This window comes from Xenorhabdus aichiensis (assembly GCF_028598775.1).
Classification (GTDB): domain Bacteria; phylum Pseudomonadota; class Gammaproteobacteria; order Enterobacterales; family Enterobacteriaceae; genus Xenorhabdus; species Xenorhabdus bovienii.
In genome coordinates this window covers 1-15,194 of record NZ_JAQRFO010000067.1, presented here as the reverse complement: position 1 = coordinate 15,194, position 15,194 = coordinate 1, and the positions used below count along the sequence as shown (strand labels likewise).

13 protein-coding genes are annotated in these 15,194 nt (G+C 47.3%); 5 read left to right on the top strand and 8 right to left on the bottom strand.

The genetic code is table 11. The features are described 5' to 3' along the window. Positions 1 to 397: 397 nt before the first annotated feature. The 3 genes from queF to xni all read left to right on the top strand — a co-directional run bounded on the left by queF (position 398) and on the right by xni (position 3,474). Positions 398 to 1,243: an NADPH-dependent 7-cyano-7-deazaguanine reductase QueF gene (queF, locus tag PSI22_RS19690; RefSeq protein ID WP_273581213.1), complete on the top strand. Its 846-nt coding sequence runs from the start codon at positions 398 to 400 to the stop codon at positions 1,241 to 1,243. Positions 1,244 to 1,281: 38 nt separating this feature from the next. Next, complete coding sequence (gene ppnN, locus PSI22_RS19685; RefSeq protein WP_273581212.1) at positions 1,282 to 2,649, top strand: nucleotide 5'-monophosphate nucleosidase PpnN; 1,368 nt, start codon at positions 1,282 to 1,284, stop codon at positions 2,647 to 2,649. Between the two features lie 69 nt (positions 2,650 to 2,718). Next, the gene (xni, locus tag PSI22_RS19680; RefSeq protein WP_273581211.1) at positions 2,719 to 3,474 is read left to right on the top strand and encodes a flap endonuclease Xni; all 756 of its coding nucleotides are present in this window, start codon (positions 2,719 to 2,721) and stop codon (positions 3,472 to 3,474) included. A 106-nt stretch (positions 3,475 to 3,580) separates the two neighbouring features. On the opposite strand, the gene PSI22_RS19675 is transcribed toward xni, so the two are convergent. From PSI22_RS19675 to PSI22_RS19640, 8 genes are all read right to left on the bottom strand, one after another. Beyond that, positions 3,581 to 4,963, bottom strand: coding sequence for a TolC family outer membrane protein (locus PSI22_RS19675; RefSeq protein WP_273581210.1), 1,383 nt, complete (start codon positions 4,961 to 4,963; stop codon positions 3,581 to 3,583). A 5-nt stretch (positions 4,964 to 4,968) separates the two neighbouring features. Next, positions 4,969 to 6,306 carry an HlyD family type I secretion periplasmic adaptor subunit gene (locus PSI22_RS19670; protein ID WP_273581209.1) on the bottom strand — a complete coding sequence of 446 codons (1,338 nt, stop codon included), beginning with the start codon at positions 6,304 to 6,306 and terminating at the stop codon, positions 4,969 to 4,971. Positions 6,307 to 6,393: 87 nt separating this feature from the next. After that, positions 6,394 to 8,121 (bottom strand): type I secretion system permease/ATPase, encoded by a 1,728-nt coding sequence (locus tag PSI22_RS19665; RefSeq protein ID WP_273581208.1) that lies wholly within the window; start codon positions 8,119 to 8,121, stop codon positions 6,394 to 6,396. A gap of 83 nt (positions 8,122 to 8,204) precedes the next feature. After that, positions 8,205 to 8,534, bottom strand: a complete 330-nt coding sequence (locus PSI22_RS19660; RefSeq protein WP_273581207.1) for a protease inhibitor Inh/omp19 family protein — start codon at positions 8,532 to 8,534, stop codon at positions 8,205 to 8,207. 171 nt (positions 8,535 to 8,705) lie between these two features. Continuing rightward, positions 8,706 to 10,136, bottom strand: a complete 1,431-nt coding sequence (locus tag PSI22_RS19655; RefSeq protein ID WP_273581206.1) for a serralysin family metalloprotease — start codon at positions 10,134 to 10,136, stop codon at positions 8,706 to 8,708. Between the two features lie 317 nt (positions 10,137 to 10,453). Continuing rightward, positions 10,454 to 11,551, bottom strand: a complete 1,098-nt coding sequence (gene rlmM / locus PSI22_RS19650) for a 23S rRNA (cytidine(2498)-2'-O)-methyltransferase RlmM (protein ID WP_273581205.1) — start codon at positions 11,549 to 11,551, stop codon at positions 10,454 to 10,456. Continuing rightward, entirely contained in the window at positions 11,544 to 11,939 is a 396-nt protein-coding gene (locus tag PSI22_RS19645) for a DUF423 domain-containing protein (RefSeq protein WP_038185259.1), read from the bottom strand. Before PSI22_RS19645 ends, rlmM begins: the two co-directional genes overlap by 8 nt. Positions 11,940 to 11,994: 55 nt before the next feature. Beyond that, positions 11,995 to 12,915 (bottom strand): transcriptional regulator GcvA, encoded by a 921-nt coding sequence (locus tag PSI22_RS19640; protein WP_038185261.1) that lies wholly within the window; start codon positions 12,913 to 12,915, stop codon positions 11,995 to 11,997. Between the two features lie 405 nt (positions 12,916 to 13,320). Here PSI22_RS19640 and csdA point away from each other — a divergent pair, with 405 nt between their 5' ends. Both csdA and csdE read left to right on the top strand, forming a co-directional pair. After that, the gene (csdA, locus tag PSI22_RS19635; RefSeq protein ID WP_273581204.1) at positions 13,321 to 14,526 is read left to right on the top strand and encodes a cysteine desulfurase CsdA; all 1,206 of its coding nucleotides are present in this window, start codon (positions 13,321 to 13,323) and stop codon (positions 14,524 to 14,526) included. A gap of 49 nt (positions 14,527 to 14,575) precedes the next feature. After that, positions 14,576 to 15,034: a cysteine desulfurase sulfur acceptor subunit CsdE gene (gene csdE, locus PSI22_RS19630; protein WP_273581203.1), complete on the top strand. Its 459-nt coding sequence runs from the start codon at positions 14,576 to 14,578 to the stop codon at positions 15,032 to 15,034. Positions 15,035 to 15,194 lie beyond the last annotated feature (160 nt).

The following is a 15,194-nucleotide window of genomic DNA, read 5'->3' as shown; positions in this document are numbered from 1 at the left end:
ATAAAATTAAAATACCACCAATAGATATAATTACAAGTAATATATTGAATATATTTCTAAATAAATACTTATTATTATTTTATATTATTTGAAGAAATATATATTCAATAAAACCCATTAATACTTGTTTTGATCGACATTCTGATAAAATTACTAACAAAGTCAACGAATAGCAAAATAGGAAAAGATCCGAATATCACACTATTATCCATATCATTGATGGAAAAAAACGAACCCATAATTCCATTGAAAATAAAAGACTCAGCCTCGTAAAAAAGCCCTACGCTAACTCGGTAAGCACGGTGAATAATGCACAATAAAAATACGAACCTTTGAAATTCCTTGATACACTACAATCTATCTCAGTTGCAATCATTTATTCATTTTGAGGAATCCTATGTCTTTGTATCAGGATAATCAGGCACTCGCCCAACTTACTCTGGGTAAGCCCACACCTTACCGCGATCACTACGATCCTACTTTACTGCAAGCGGTTCCGCGCAGTATGAACCGTGAACCACTTGGGCTGTTTCCTGATAATCTACCGTTTCACGGTGCTGATATCTGGACACTGTACGAACTTTCCTGGCTCAATTCACGCGGTGTTCCTCAAGTTGCCATCGGCCATGTCAGTCTAAATGCAGCCAGTGTGAACCTCATTGAATCAAAGAGTTTTAAGCTTTACCTGAATAGTTTCAATCAAACTCGCTTTGCGGATTGGGATACCGTGCAAAAAACGCTGCAACAGGATTTATCCGCCTGTGCAAACGGCGATGTGAATGTTGTTTTACATCCCCTGCACGATTTCAGCCAGCAACCGATCGCCGAGTTTGAAGGAAAATGTATCGATAATCAGGACATTGAAATTGATGATTATCAATTCAGTCGCGATTACCTTAATGATGCGGCAACAGGCCCGGTCGTTGACGAAATGTTGGTCAGCCATTTGCTAAAATCAAATTGCCTGATCACACATCAGCCCGATTGGGGTTCCGTACAGATCCGCTATAAAGGCCCCAAAATCGATCAGGAAAAATTATTACGCTATCTGGTTTCTTTCCGCCATCACAATGAATTTCATGAACAGTGTGTTGAGCGTATTTTCAATGATTTAATTGCGTTATGCGCACCTGAAAAACTCACTGTTTATGCTCGCTATACCCGTCGGGGAGGGTTAGATATCAATCCGTGGCGCAGTAACGAAGCATTTATTCCAGAAACGGGAAGACTGGCTCGCCAGTAAATTGAGGAGACCCCATCAGGGGCATAAAGGAGTCGTTCTTGATTACACATGTCAGCCCGTTAGGGTCAATGGATTTACTCTCTCAACTTGAAGTCGATGCACTCAAGCGTACCGCAAGCAGTGATTTATACCGCCTGTTCCGCAATTGCTCACTGGCGGTACTCAACTCCGGCAGTCAAACAGATAACAGCCAAGAGCTGCTGTCAAAACATGAAGATTTTGATATTAACGTCCTGCGTAGAGAGCGTGGCGTCAAACTGGAACTCATCAATCCACCAGAAGACGCTTTCGTTGACGGCAAAATCATTCGCTCTCTGCAAGCCAACCTGTTCGCGGTTCTGCGGGATATTCTGTTTGTTCATGCGCAGATTGACAGTGCACAGAAAGTGCACCATCTGAATATGGAAAATGGCATACACATTACCAACACCATTTTTTCCATTCTGCGCCATGCCAAAGCGCTTCATCTCTCAGAAGATCCGAATATGATCGTCTGTTGGGGCGGCCACTCGATTAATGAAAAAGAGTATCTGTACGGGCGCAAAGTGGGTAATGAATTAGGGCTGCGCGAGCTGAATATCTGTACGGGCTGTGGGCCGGGCGCAATGGAAGCGCCCATGAAAGGCGCTGCGGTTGGGCATGCCCAGCAACGTTACCAAAAAAGCCGCTTTATCGGCATTACAGAGCCTTCCATTATTGCGGCAGAACCCCCCAATCCGCTGGTCAATGAGCTGATCATCATGCCGGATATCGAAAAACGGCTGGAGGCATTTGTCCGTATAGCTCACGGCATTATTATCTTTCCGGGCGGGGTGGGGACAGCAGAAGAACTGCTCTATCTACTTAGTATTTTGATGAGTCCTGATAATAAAGATCAAGTGCTGCCACTGATCTTGACCGGGCCAAAAGAGAGCGCCGATTATTTCCATGTACTGGATGAGTTTATCGTCAATACTTTGGGAGAACAGGCTCGTCAGTACTATTGCATCATTATGGATGATCCTTCAGAAGTGGCCCGTGTGATGAAAAAAACCATGCCGCAGGTTAAAGAACATCGCCGCTCTACCGGAGATGCCTATAGCTTTAACTGGTCACTGAAAATCAGCCATGATTTGCAGCATCCGTTCGAGCCATTCCATAGCAATATGGCTAACCTGAATTTGCATCCGAATCAGCCCCCCGAAAAACTGGCTTCTGCGCTGCGATGTGCCTTTTCCGGCATTGTGGCAGGCAATGTGAAAGAAGTGGGCATTCATGCCATTGAAAAAAACGGGACGTTCAAAATCCACGGCGATGTGGATATCATGCGCTGTATGGATGAGCTACTGAAAGATTTTGTCCGGCAGGATCGCATGAAACTACCGGGAGGCACGGCTTACGAGCCGTGCTATGAAATCATCAAATAAGTCACGTCCCTATTAAAATCCAATGAGGCCGAAGCCAAGGAATCAATCCACGGACGGAGTATAACGACCATGATACATCTTTTGATTGTAGACGCACTGAACTTGATCCGACGCATCCATGCGGTACAGGGAAGCCCTTGTGTTCCCGCCTGTGAACATGCGTTAAAGCAATTAATCGCCCACTCTTCTCCGACTCACGCCGTTGCGGTATTCGATGAAGATGACCGTGGCCATAGCTGGCGCCACCAGCTTCTTCCCGATTACAAAGCTGGCCGTTCTGCCATGCCCGACGATTTACAGCAGGAAATGCCGCTGATTAAACTGGCATTCAATGCACTAGGGGTAACTTGCTGGCATGCCGAAGGGCATGAGGCTGATGATTTGGCGGCAACACTGGCGACCAAAGTCACGTCTACGGGGCATCGCGTCACCATTGTTTCAACGGATAAGGGCTACTGCCAGCTACTTTCACCCAATATCCAGATCCGCGATTACTTCCAAAAACGCTGGCTAGATTTACCTTTTGTTGAGCGGGAATTTGGTGTTTCCCCCGCCCAGCTCCCCGATTATTGGGGTCTGGCAGGGGTCAGTAGCAGTAAAATCCCCGGCGTTCAGGGAATAGGGCCAAAAACAGCGGTCATCCTGCTACAACAAGCCGGCTCGCTGGATAACCTTTTCCAACATCTGGAAGCCCAGCCGGATAAATGGCGTAATAAATTGGCGGCCCATAAAGAAATGGCGTATATCAGCCGTGAAGTGGCTTCACTGCGCACAGATTTATCGCTCAATGGCAATTTGCAGCAATTGCGGTTAGATCACAGGTAAATGACCACTATACTTTGCACTGTATTAATTGAAGTCCAAATACTGCCGAAATTGGGTATTTACGGCAGTATTTTGTTATTTAAACCTATCGGATGGAAAAATTTAATCACTCAAAATACCCCGAGGCCAATTGAATATGCTCCCCATTCAATTGCCCGGACTCACTCAATAATCCAATCCAGGATTTCATATATTGGTACTTGGCCTGAGAAAGATCACGACGAGCCATGTAGAGCTGTTGCTCCGCATTCAGGATATCCACGTTAACCCGCTGCCCCAGTGCCACGCTTTTCTGAGTTGCTTTAACCTGTAATTCAGCCGCCTCCACTGCCGATTCATAGGCACGTATCCGCTTTTCGCCGTTCATGCAGGCGTTATAATTGCGTCGCAGCGCATTTAGAATTTCTCCCGCTTCGGCATCCATCTCATATTTGGCTCTGCCATAATTCGCTGCTGATTGACGCATTGCCGCCGACGTTCCTCCACCATTATAGAGATTCATCGATACCCGCAAGCCGATTGAATCGGTGCGGTATTTTTGATCGATGATGTTATCGCTGCTGGATTTATTTTCGGTATGGGAAGCATACAACTCCAGTTTTGGCAGATAACCTGCCCGATTGCGCTCAATGTCCTGAGCCGCAACGGCCACTTTCTGGCGAGCCTCCGCCAACTGCGGATTTTGACTCAACGCCATCTGCTCCCAATCGGCATAATGTGCAAAAGCCAACTTTATGGTCTTGAAGTTCTGGACAGGCGACAGGCGATTGACCGGCAAATCGCTAGGTAAAGGTGTACCAACCAGCAATTGCAAGTCACGGATCGCCGCATCCAGTTCATCTTTGACAGTTAACTCATCCGCCACAATCTGACTGTAACGGGCTTGGGTTTCCGCCACATCAGTGCGCGTGCCTTCACCGGAGGCAAACAATTTCTGATTGCGCTCCAGTTGTTCTTCATAAGCCCTGCCCTGCTGAGCAACCTGCGCCAGTCTGTCCTGCGCATAAGCGACATCCACATAGCTGTTTACTACCCTGACTGCCAGTTGCTGGGTGTCTACCCGAAAACGGGCATCACTCATCAGCGCGTAGGCCTGACGGGTTTTGTAACGCGCCCACGCCTCGAAATCCACCAGCGGCTGAGTCAGCACAAGCGAACCACTGTAGCTGTGATACTGGCGGTTGCGACTTTCCGTGACCGTATTTCCCCTTCGCCCTGAATCTGAAGAAGAGGATTCCATTTTTTGCCAATTCTGGGGAACATATTGGTAGTTAAAAGCGAGCTTGGGCAGTAATTCCGCCCGCCCAAGGTTTTTCTCTTCCTGCCCCGCTTCCTGAGCTTTTATCGCCGCCTGAAACGTCGGATCATGTTGCAGCGCCAGAGCGTAAGCCTCCGTTAAGGAAAGCGCCTGAACCGTACCTGAAAACGACATCAGCAGAAACAGGGGTAAAAACAGGACACGCCCCGTAAAACCATGAGATCTGAACATCCCCGTTACTCCTCAATCAGTGACGTTGACGCCCTGTCCATCAATGGCTTGAATAGATAACTCAACAGTGATCGCGAACCCGTTTTAACGAAGACTTCAACCGGCATCCCCGGCTTGATATGCAGCCCTGCCAGTTGTGCCATCCCCTCTGGCGTCACTCTGACCCGCATCTGGTAATAAGGTTCCCTTGTCACCCCATCCACCAGCCGATCGGCGGAGATCACTGTTACTTTGCCTGTCACTTTCGGCGTCCGGTTCTGATTGAACGCGGTGAACATCAAATCCACATCCTGCCCCATTTCTACTTTATCAATCAGATGTACCATCAGGCGCGCTTCGACTTCTAACGCACTCTGGGCAGGCAAGATTTCCATCAGTTTTTCCCCGGAAGCCACAACACCGCCTTGGGTAAATACTGTCAGCCCTACCACCGAGCCACCCACCGGTGCGGTAATTGAGGTATGGGATAAATCGAACTGAGCTGTTTCCAGCTTATTTTTCAGCTCATTGGCCTGTACCTGCACATCCGAAAGCTGGCTGCGGACTTCTCGTTGATAATCAGCCTGCCGCTGGATAATCCGCTGCCGGGTTTCCTGCCGCTGTTTTTCAAGCTGACCAATGCGTCCCGCCATTTCGGCCATGCTGCCACTTAACTCACTTTGACTGCGCTGCAACTCCAGATAACGGTTACGGGGAAAGTAACCCTCTTCGGTCAACGGCCGCAGATTGGTCACTTGCTCTTTGAGTGAAACCTGCTGCTGCTGTTTATTCGTCAGCGCTTCCCGCAACCCTTTAAGCTGAAAACTCAGCCCCTCTTCAGCCTGCTGCATCCCCGCCAGATCACTTCTCAGCATCTCACGACGTGACAGGAAAAGCTGTTTCTGCAATACCAGAATATCCTTAATACGTGGCTCCGATTGCTGATCCCACAACGTGGCCGGAAAGGAAATCACCTCCAGCCCTTGCTGCTCGGCCAGCAATCGGACTTCCGTCGCCAGAGTGGTATGCAATTGCTGTTTCAGGGAGTCAATTTGGGCATTAACCTGCACCTGACTGAGCTGCACCAATACCTGTCCGGCCTTAACCTGTTCCCCTTCCGATGCCAGAATTTGTCTGATAATGCCATTGGCTGGAGACTGCACGGTTTTACGGTTGCCATCCACCACCACAATACCGGAGGAAGCGACACCTTTATCGAGCGGGGCAAAGGCCGCCCAGACGAAAAACCCCAGGAGGCCAATACCGATGACCAGCCAGCCCAGCCGCAGGTAGCGATTCGCATCCAGCGGCAATAATCCCGATTCATCATTTTTCGCACTTTTTGCGTTGGTCTGATAGGACATCTTCACTCCCAGGCAGAAATTTCACTCTGCCCACTGATTAAAACCGTGTCATTAAAACTGTGTCATTAAAAACATAGCAGAGCCACACTACGAGGCACGTTCAACCGTTTTTGACTGCGACAGCGCCGCCATAACTTGCTGAGATGGGCCAAACATTTTCATTTTTCCCTGCACCAACAGCAAAATTTTGTTTGTTTGTGAGAGCAAGGAAGGCCGATGCGTGATCACCACCACTGTTTTGCCCTGTTCCCGCAATTGCGTAATTGCCTGACTCAGCGCCTTTTCACCGATGTCATCCAGATTGGAATTCGGTTCATCCAGCACCAGCAGTGACGGATTGCCGTACAATGCCCGTGCCAGCCCAATCCGCTGCTTCTGCCCACCGGACAGCCCCATTCCCCCAGCGCCAATCACCGTGTCATAACCCTGTTCAAGATTGAGTACCAGTTCATGAACACCCGCTTTTTTAGCCGCTTCAATGACTTTTTCAGGATCAATGTCATTAAAACGCGCAATGTTTTCCGCAATCGTGCCACCAAACAGTTCGATGTCCTGCGGCAAATAACCTATCGACGCCCCCAGTTCATCCTTGTTCCATTGGTAAATGTCGGCATCATCGAGCCGCACAACACCTTCCTGTGACGGCCAAATCCCCACCAGCAGGCGAGCCAGCGTAGATTTCCCCGACGCGCTGGGGCCAATCACGCCCAACACATCGCCGGCATTCAGGGAAAAACTGATATCCTGCAAAACCTGTTTATGATTTCCAGCCGTTTGTCTGGCCTGTGTTTTACTCGGTGGTATCGCGGCAACTTTTTCCAGCAACAAAATGCCTTTAGGGGCAGGCAGTGACATACCGCTTTTGCGTTCTGGCTGCGCCTTCAGCAATTTATCCAGCCGCTGCCATGACAGACGCGCGGCGCTCCAGCTTTTCCACGCTTGGATCAATTGCTCAATCGGCGACAATGCCCGTCCCATCAAGATAGAACCCGCGATCATCATGCCCGGCGTGATATTGCCTTCAATCGCCAGCCAGCCTCCCAAACCGAGGATCAGCGACTGCAAGGCCAAACGCACTGTTTTGGTCAATGCGGTGATAGATGCCGCCCGTTCGCTGGCAATACGCTGGAAATTAAGAAAGCGCTCGTGCAGGCTAAACCAGCGCTGACGCAGTGCTGGCAACATACCCAAGGCTTCAATGACTTCAGCATTACGCAGATTAGTACTGGCAAGATTAGCAGAGCGCAGGGAGAGATGACTTGCTTCCGATAAAGGCGACTGAGACAGCCATTGGTTCAATACCGCCAACGCGATCAAAATGATCGCCCCAACCAGCGCCAGCAATCCCAAGTACGGGCTAAACAGAAAAATGACCCAGAGATAGACCGGGAACCAAGGCACATCAAAAAAAGCAAACAGCGCATTGCCCGTCAGGAACTGGCGGATAGTAGCCAAGTCATTGAGCATCTGCCCGGCATCGGTGGAGCCATTTTTCAGGTTGGATTCATACGAGGCAGTATAAACACGCTGATTCAGGCACATATCAAACTGGCTACCGATGCGGATCACCACCATGCTACGGATATATTCCAACCCGCCCATAATAGCGAACATGCCGAGCGTGATCAGAGTCAGCATCAGCAGGGTCATTTCATTACTGGATGGAAGGACTCGATCATATACCTGAAGCATATAAATAGAGGGAACCAACATCAGCAGATTGATAAATGCCGTAAATAAGCCAATAGTCCAGAATACTTTGCTGCGTGCACGGATAACATCCGTGATTTCATCCTTTGGAAAGCGTAGTTTCACTGCAATCCCTTCATCATTAACTGAAGCAAAAACGATTTATTTACCCAGTAATTCGTTATTTTTGTTTTATTTTGTCACTGCATTTACTTTGTCGCTGAATGCGTGCCACTGAATGTCATAACGAGTTCGCGCCCATCAACCAGGTATGCCACCCATTGCTCGGACTCATGACCAAAAAAGGCCAGACTATTGCCATCATCGTCAGTCAGAGTGATACCATCAGGTGTAGGACGCCAGCCCTCTGCAGGATTCCCCATCAGTTCGGTCAGGCAAGAATCACCTTTCAGCGCCCAGATTGACCCCTCAGGCAAACGGGTATCCGTTAATTCAATGCTGCATACCTGATTTCCATCTGATAGCTGCCATAGCCCCTTCAGTTCAGCCGGTTCAGGGAGTCTCAAACTACTAGCCATACATCCTCCAATCAAAAAAAGGGAAAACATTATCGATAAGGACACTTTAAATAAACAAGATTTCGCTATACACCTTTGCCCTTTATGTAACACGGTGACTTCCTCCCCGTCATACTGCCGTACTATGAATACATACGGCAGTATCCCGCTATCGTGACATGCTAGTCTGCATTAGACGATGAAATCGGCTTCAGCTACAGGCTGACCGATAATTTTCACCAGAAAATCATTACTGGCTAAATCACCACCCAGGCTGATAGACATATCGGTTATATCGGTCACTTTGTCGTAAGCCAGCAGGACTTCACCCGCCTTACCAGAGAATGAATCAACAAATTTGATATCACCCTTACCACCAAAGTTAAAGCCCGATAGATCAATCTTGTCTTCACCGGAAACAAAATCATGGATCCAGTCAGGATTGCTTTTCAATGATTCTTTGCCATTCAGATAAACAAAAGTATCCTTGCCTGCGCCACCCCACAGGTGATCGCCGCCCAAGCCACCATAAATGATGTCATCGCCGTCGCCGCCTTTCAGCACGTTATCAGCACTGTTGCCTACCAGAATGTCATTGCCGCTGCCGCCGATCGCATTCTCAATGGTTACGCCGCGGGCAATAGATACGTTGCCTTTCAAGCCGCCGACATCCGAGAAAGCCCCTTCATTCAGGTTAATACGCTGATCCTGAGTAAAACCGGAAAAGTCGAACGTATCGTTACCACCCACATCCCAGACACTGAACACCAGTTTGCTGTTGGCATCGGTTGCAGTCATGAAATCACGGTCGGTATTGGAGTTGAAACCATATACTGTGTCACCTTTACGGGTTTCAGTATTGGCACCATATAAGTCTTGAATGGCGGAGATATCATTCAGCAATGGTGCAGATGAAAATGCCCCTTTGTAATCCTGGCCGGTGTATTTTTCACTGAAATAGCTCATGACGGTATAGGCACGGCTATCTTCGAAGTATTCACCTACACTCATATAGGTCGGTCTGATCGCATCGGAAGCATTGTACTTAGCAGGATGTTCCAGACCCAGCGTATGCCCGATTTCATGGGTAAATGTCTGGCGGCCATAGCCATTCACACCAATGTCATTGTCTATGAAAGTATGACTCTCAGCGTTATACCAGGAATAAGTCGTATCCTGCCCTTTTGGTACAGTCGCAAACGCATAGCTATTTTTTATACTAAAATCAAAGAAACCAAAAGTAATATTGGCTTTAGAAAGACTGCTGACTTCATTAAATTTTACATTGGCAACATCAGACCACGATTGCAAAGACAAGCTTGCTGCCTCTTTCTGTTCATCATTAAAGGAACTGAATCCAGCAATACCAAATCTTGGCATCACGGAAGGAGCAGATTCCAGAAAATGATATGATAATTCCACTGCACCGGAAGAGCCGACTTTATTCGCCCAATGATAATCGGTTCGCACAAGTTCATCGGGAGCTTTATCCCCTAGTGGTTTATGTGCAACACGAATACCCGGATCAGAATTTGGAACGTAGGCTGTGAGAAGTGCATTAACATCCTGAACGGACTTGGAATCAGATAACCCCACATAGGTATATTTATTCTTTGAGGTCATATAAATCTCCTGTAAAAACAATATTTATATCTAAAGCCCGAAATTTTTATAATAACGGGGGTAAGAGTTTTTTATTCTTTCTAAGATTCCCCTAGAAATAAAACTCTCGAATAAAATAGCGTGAGTTTTAGTCCGTGTAAAAATAATTAATATATCTTTTTGGAATACAGATTAAACAAATTTAATTTATATTCTGAACTATTAATTTTTAAATGAATTTTTTTGATAACAAAAAAACAGTATTATTTTTTAATAAATAATACTGTTTTTATCTGCTGGAAATTGATCCTAAGAAAGGATTATCTATTTCGCAATAATTAAAAATCTCGGGTCATTGCATATGCAGACCAAATACGACGAACATGCACCGTGACCTCTTCACGATCGTGGTACAAGTGCTTGGCCTGAATTTGGGCATTAATTCCATTTTCTTTCAATTGCTGTTCGATATTCTGCAAGATCTGAGCAACTTCCTCATAACGCTTTTTCATCGGCAGCTTGAGGTTGAAAATGGCTTCACGACACCAACTTTTTACTAGCCAGTCAGTCATGAGATGGGCAACCTTGGCAGGCTGCTCAACCATGTCACAAACCAGCCAGTAAACATTTTTCACTGTGGGTTCAAATTTAAAGCCATCCACACGATGATGTTTCACCTGCCCGGTGTCCATCAAACTATCAGCCATCAAGCCATTATCTATCGCATGAACTATCATGCCGCGTCTCACGAGCTGGTAAGTCCAGCCTCCCGGGCAAGCACCAAGATCCACGGCATACAGCCCACTGCCCAGACGTTCTTCCCACTCATCATGAGGAATGAACACATGAAAAGCTTCTTCCAGCTTCAGCGTTGAACGACTCGGAGCATCTGACGGAAACTTCAGACGAGGGATCCCCATATAAAAACGGGAATTGTTGTTGCTGTAAGAATAGCCGACGTAACAGCAGCCCGGAGCAATAAACAAAATATGAATCACCGGTCGGTTAGCACTTTCCTTTGCCAGCAAGAGTTTTTCCTGACGCAATGCATTACGCAGCGGAACCGTAAACTTACGGCAGAATGTCATCAACTCTTTACTTTCATCATTATCCGGCACTTCTACGCGCAGCTCGCCTGCACGCTCAATAACCCCAGTCAGCATCCCAAGGATCGGGGTAATACGATCTTCCTGAGGTAAATTTTTCAGCAGTTCACCCACAACCACCATTTGGCGGGCAAAGATCAATTCACCGAACGGAATTTCACGGATCAGACGATCCGCATCATCATGCTGATAACACTCAAACAACACATAACCGCTGTTTTCTTTTACGCGGGCAAAACCGTAAACTCCTTTCTTACCCGCCTTATCAGTAATTTCTGCCGCACACTCTTTTTCAAACCCGGGGCGGCAATATAAAGCAACTTTATTCATGGCTAGGCGCCAATTTCCTTAGACGCAGAGCGCCAATTAATATACATAACCAACCAATGAGGAAACTAAACCCACCGATGGGTGTCAGATAAACCAAAAATTTTAGCGGTAAAAAGGCCAGACAATAAAGACTGCCACTAAACAACACCATTCCCGCAGCGAAAAAAATACCCGCCCAGCCAAACGGCTTCATTGGCTGCCTCATCAGTAAAGCAGCCAGTACCATCATGACCAGTGTATGCAACCCCTGATATTGCAGGCCGGTATGGATCCATTCCATTTGGCGTGACGTCAGGACAGGTGCCAGCATATGTGCACCCATCGCACCCAATGCCACATAGAAAAAACCGCTGATACCCACAAAAATAAGCATGACACGACTGCTCATCGCTCCGCTCCTGTTTCTGGATGTATGAAATGACGCTCCTTCACACATCCGGTTTTCATTCGTTAGTAATAAACCCTAACCTTGCCTGTTCACTCGCGGCCTGCATCAAGATCCATTTCCGAAAAGCCGCAATCTTGCCCAATTCTGCCTGATTATCATGGCAAACCAAATAAAATGCATTCTTGCTGACCAAAACATCATTGAATGGGCAGACAAGGCGCCCTGCATCAATCTCATTTTGTGCCATCACATTATTGGCAAGGGCAACTCCCTGCCCATGCACCGCCGCCTGAATCACCATTGAGCTATGGCTGAATATCGGCCCCTGCTGAACATTGATCTGCTGCTGCATATCAAGCTGGCGAATATAGGCCTGCCAGTCCCGCCGGGAAGAATCGTGCAACAAAGTATGCTTGGCCAGATCTGCCGGCGTTTTTAATGGACGTTCCCCCATCAGTAAAGAGGGAGAACAGACGGGTAGCAGGTATTCAGGATAGAGACGATCTGTCCGCATGCCTGGCCAATTGCCTCTGCCATAAAAAATCGCAACATCAACATCATCTGCCAATTTATCTTCTTCCCTATCCACCGCCTGAATCCTGACATCAATGCCCGGGAAACTCTGGTTGAAACCAGAAAGCCGTGGCACCAGCCATTGAATGGCAAAGCTCGGTGACAGACTTACCGTCAGTGCACCTTTGGCACTGCGAGCCTGAAGTTTGCGGGTTGCATCATTGATAGCAGTGAAAATTTCTTTGATATCCAGATAGTAACTCTGCCCATCTTCCGTCAGCAGTAGCGAGCGGTTACGGCGACGAAAAAGTTTCAATCCTAGAAAGTCTTCCAGACTTTTCATCTGGTGACTTACGGCCGCCTGAGTTACAAATAATTCTTCTGCTGCTTTAGTAAAACTAAGATGACGAGCAGCAGCATCAAAAACGCGTAACGCATTAAGTGGTGGTAAACGTTTAGACATGTTCGTTTCTTATATGATAGTGGCGATACCGATAATTCTTTTCTCTCAGGTATTAGTTTTTGTAATCCGAATCATTATAATTTGTCCATTGATGATATACCAGCAAATCCCTATAGTGTGCGCAACTTCCTAAGCCGGAACGAAAAGTAACTCTGTAGTGATACATTGAAGCTTTTGGCTTTGTGGTTGTGATGTTGTGTTTGCAAGTTGTCTGGTAGACCAGACTTTGTAGCATATGCTACTGTTTTTTTTCACTTCCTGTACATTTACCCTGTCTGTCCATAGTGATTTTTTTAATGCACCGCAATTGCGGTGCTTTTTTTCTCGACTTTCCTGTAGAATTCCCCCCACTTGGTTAAAGAAAAACTTATTCTTTACGACACAACGTTGAAATTAACACCGTTTATGAAATCCTTTGACTCAGAAAAATTTCGCCAGCAATTTCCTGCCCTGCAACAGCAGACTGTGTTTTTGGATAGCGCGGCTACAGCCCTAAAGCCTATATGCATGATTGAGGCAACCCAGCACTATTATCAAAACCACAGTGCAACGGTTCATCGTAGCCAACACGCAAGCGCACAGGCCATGACCGCCCGTTATGAACAAGCTCGTTCGCTGGTGGCGGAATTGATCAACGCCCCGCGGCCTGAAAATATCATCTGGACAAAAGGCACCAGCGAAGCCATTAACCTGACCGCCCAAGGCTATTTTCGCCCTCGCCTGAATGCTGATGATGAAATTATAATCAGCGAACAGGAACACCACTCCAACCTGCTGCCGTGGCTGATTTTGGCGGAACAAACAGGTGCCAGAATCGTTAAGTGGTCAATAGGCAATCAGAATCGACCGGACATCAATACTCTCGCAAAACTGCTAAATGAAAAAAGCCGGCTAGTTGCCATCAGTCAAATGTCGAATGTCACTGGCACCACAGTCGATCTGGCACAGGTCACGGCACTCGCCCACCAGTATGATTGCCTGGTTTTGGTCGATGGCGCTCAAGGCATCGTTCACACTCCCGTTGATGTACAGCGGCTGGGTATCGATTTTTATGCCTTCTCTGCCCATAAACTGTATGGCCCCAATGGTCTGGGAGTATTGTATGGCAAAGGGGAATTGCTGGATGCAATGTCACCGTGGCAGGGCGGTGGGAAAATGCTGACTCAGGTATCTTTCAACGGTTTCACACCAGAAGCCGTTCCTTATCGCTTTGAAGCGGGAACACCGAATGTCGCGGGCGTGGTTGGCTTTGCCGCTACGTTGGAATGGTTAAAAACCGTTGATATCCCGCTCGCTGAATCCCATGCCGTTACCCTGACTGACTATGCCGAGCAGCAGCTCAGTATCCTGGCGGGATTTATCAGCTACCGCGCTGCCGATGCCAGTTTGCTGGCCTTCAATATCCAAGGGATACATCACAATGATTTGGCGACGCTGATTGCTGAACAGAATATTTCCCTGCGTTCAGGCCAACACTGCGCACAGCCCCTGCTGGATGCCCTGGGGATCAACGGCTGTCTGCGGGCTTCTTTCATGCCTTATAATACTCGGCAGGATGTAGATAAGCTGGTCAGTGCCGTGAAATTTGCCCTGTCGCTACTGGAAGAATAAGCTAGGCAAGTAAAATATCCACCAAATACCATTGCAAGATAAATAACCAATGACATCAATTTCAGATTCAATCCTTGCCCCGCACCCGTTTGGAACGGAGATATCGGAGCAACAACTTATTGAAAAATTTCAGCAATGCCAGTTATGGGAAGATCGCTATCGGCAGCTTATCGGACTGGCCAAAAAACTGCCGCCATTAGCGGATGAACTGAAACAGCAGAACATTGAAATGTCCGGCTGTGAAAACCGTGTCTGGTTAGGGCACCAGTTGCGTTCTGACGGCTGTTTGCATTTCTATGGAGATAGCGAAGGCCGCATCGTGAAAGGCTTATTAGCCGTACTTCTGACTGCTGTGGAAGGAAAAACAGCGGAGCAGGTTTTACAGGTGCCTTTATCTGAGTTATTTCAGCATATAGGTCTTGAGCAACAACTGAGCGGTTCACGACTCAATGGGATCAAATCCCTGATCAACACCGTTCAAGAGATTGCCCGCTCACATTTGTCTTAAACCCTTACCTTAACGAATAAAAGGAACTTCCCCTCGATTGGGTTACTGTATTGATATTCCGTGCCATCATGGGGTGAAGTGGTCAACCAAAATTGGTCACTCACTTAGGGTCTTGCCAAAATAATCGTTCTGATTCATTTGGCGTTAGTCCATTGTTATA

Coding starts and splice junctions, on each gene's coding strand:
- queF (WP_273581213.1), top strand. CDS start 398: ATGTCTTTGTATCAGGATAATCAGGCACTCGCCCAACTTACTCTGGGT.
- xni (WP_273581211.1), top strand. CDS start 2,719: ATGATACATCTTTTGATTGTAGACGCACTGAACTTGATCCGACGCATC.
- PSI22_RS19675 (WP_273581210.1), bottom strand. CDS start 4,963: ATGTTCAGATCTCATGGTTTTACGGGGCGTGTCCTGTTTTTACCCCTG.
- PSI22_RS19670 (WP_273581209.1), bottom strand. CDS start 6,306: ATGTCCTATCAGACCAACGCAAAAAGTGCGAAAAATGATGAATCGGGA.
- PSI22_RS19660 (WP_273581207.1), bottom strand. CDS start 8,534: ATGGCTAGTAGTTTGAGACTCCCTGAACCGGCTGAACTGAAGGGGCTA.
- PSI22_RS19655 (WP_273581206.1), bottom strand. CDS start 10,136: ATGACCTCAAAGAATAAATATACCTATGTGGGGTTATCTGATTCCAAG.
- rlmM (WP_273581205.1), bottom strand. CDS start 11,551: ATGAATAAAGTTGCTTTATATTGCCGCCCCGGGTTTGAAAAAGAGTGT.
- PSI22_RS19645 (WP_038185259.1), bottom strand. CDS start 11,939: ATGAGCAGTCGTGTCATGCTTATTTTTGTGGGTATCAGCGGTTTTTTC.
- PSI22_RS19640 (WP_038185261.1), bottom strand. CDS start 12,915: ATGTCTAAACGTTTACCACCACTTAATGCGTTACGCGTTTTTGATGCT.
- csdA (WP_273581204.1), top strand. CDS start 13,321: ATGAAATCCTTTGACTCAGAAAAATTTCGCCAGCAATTTCCTGCCCTG.
- csdE (WP_273581203.1), top strand. CDS start 14,576: ATGACATCAATTTCAGATTCAATCCTTGCCCCGCACCCGTTTGGAACG.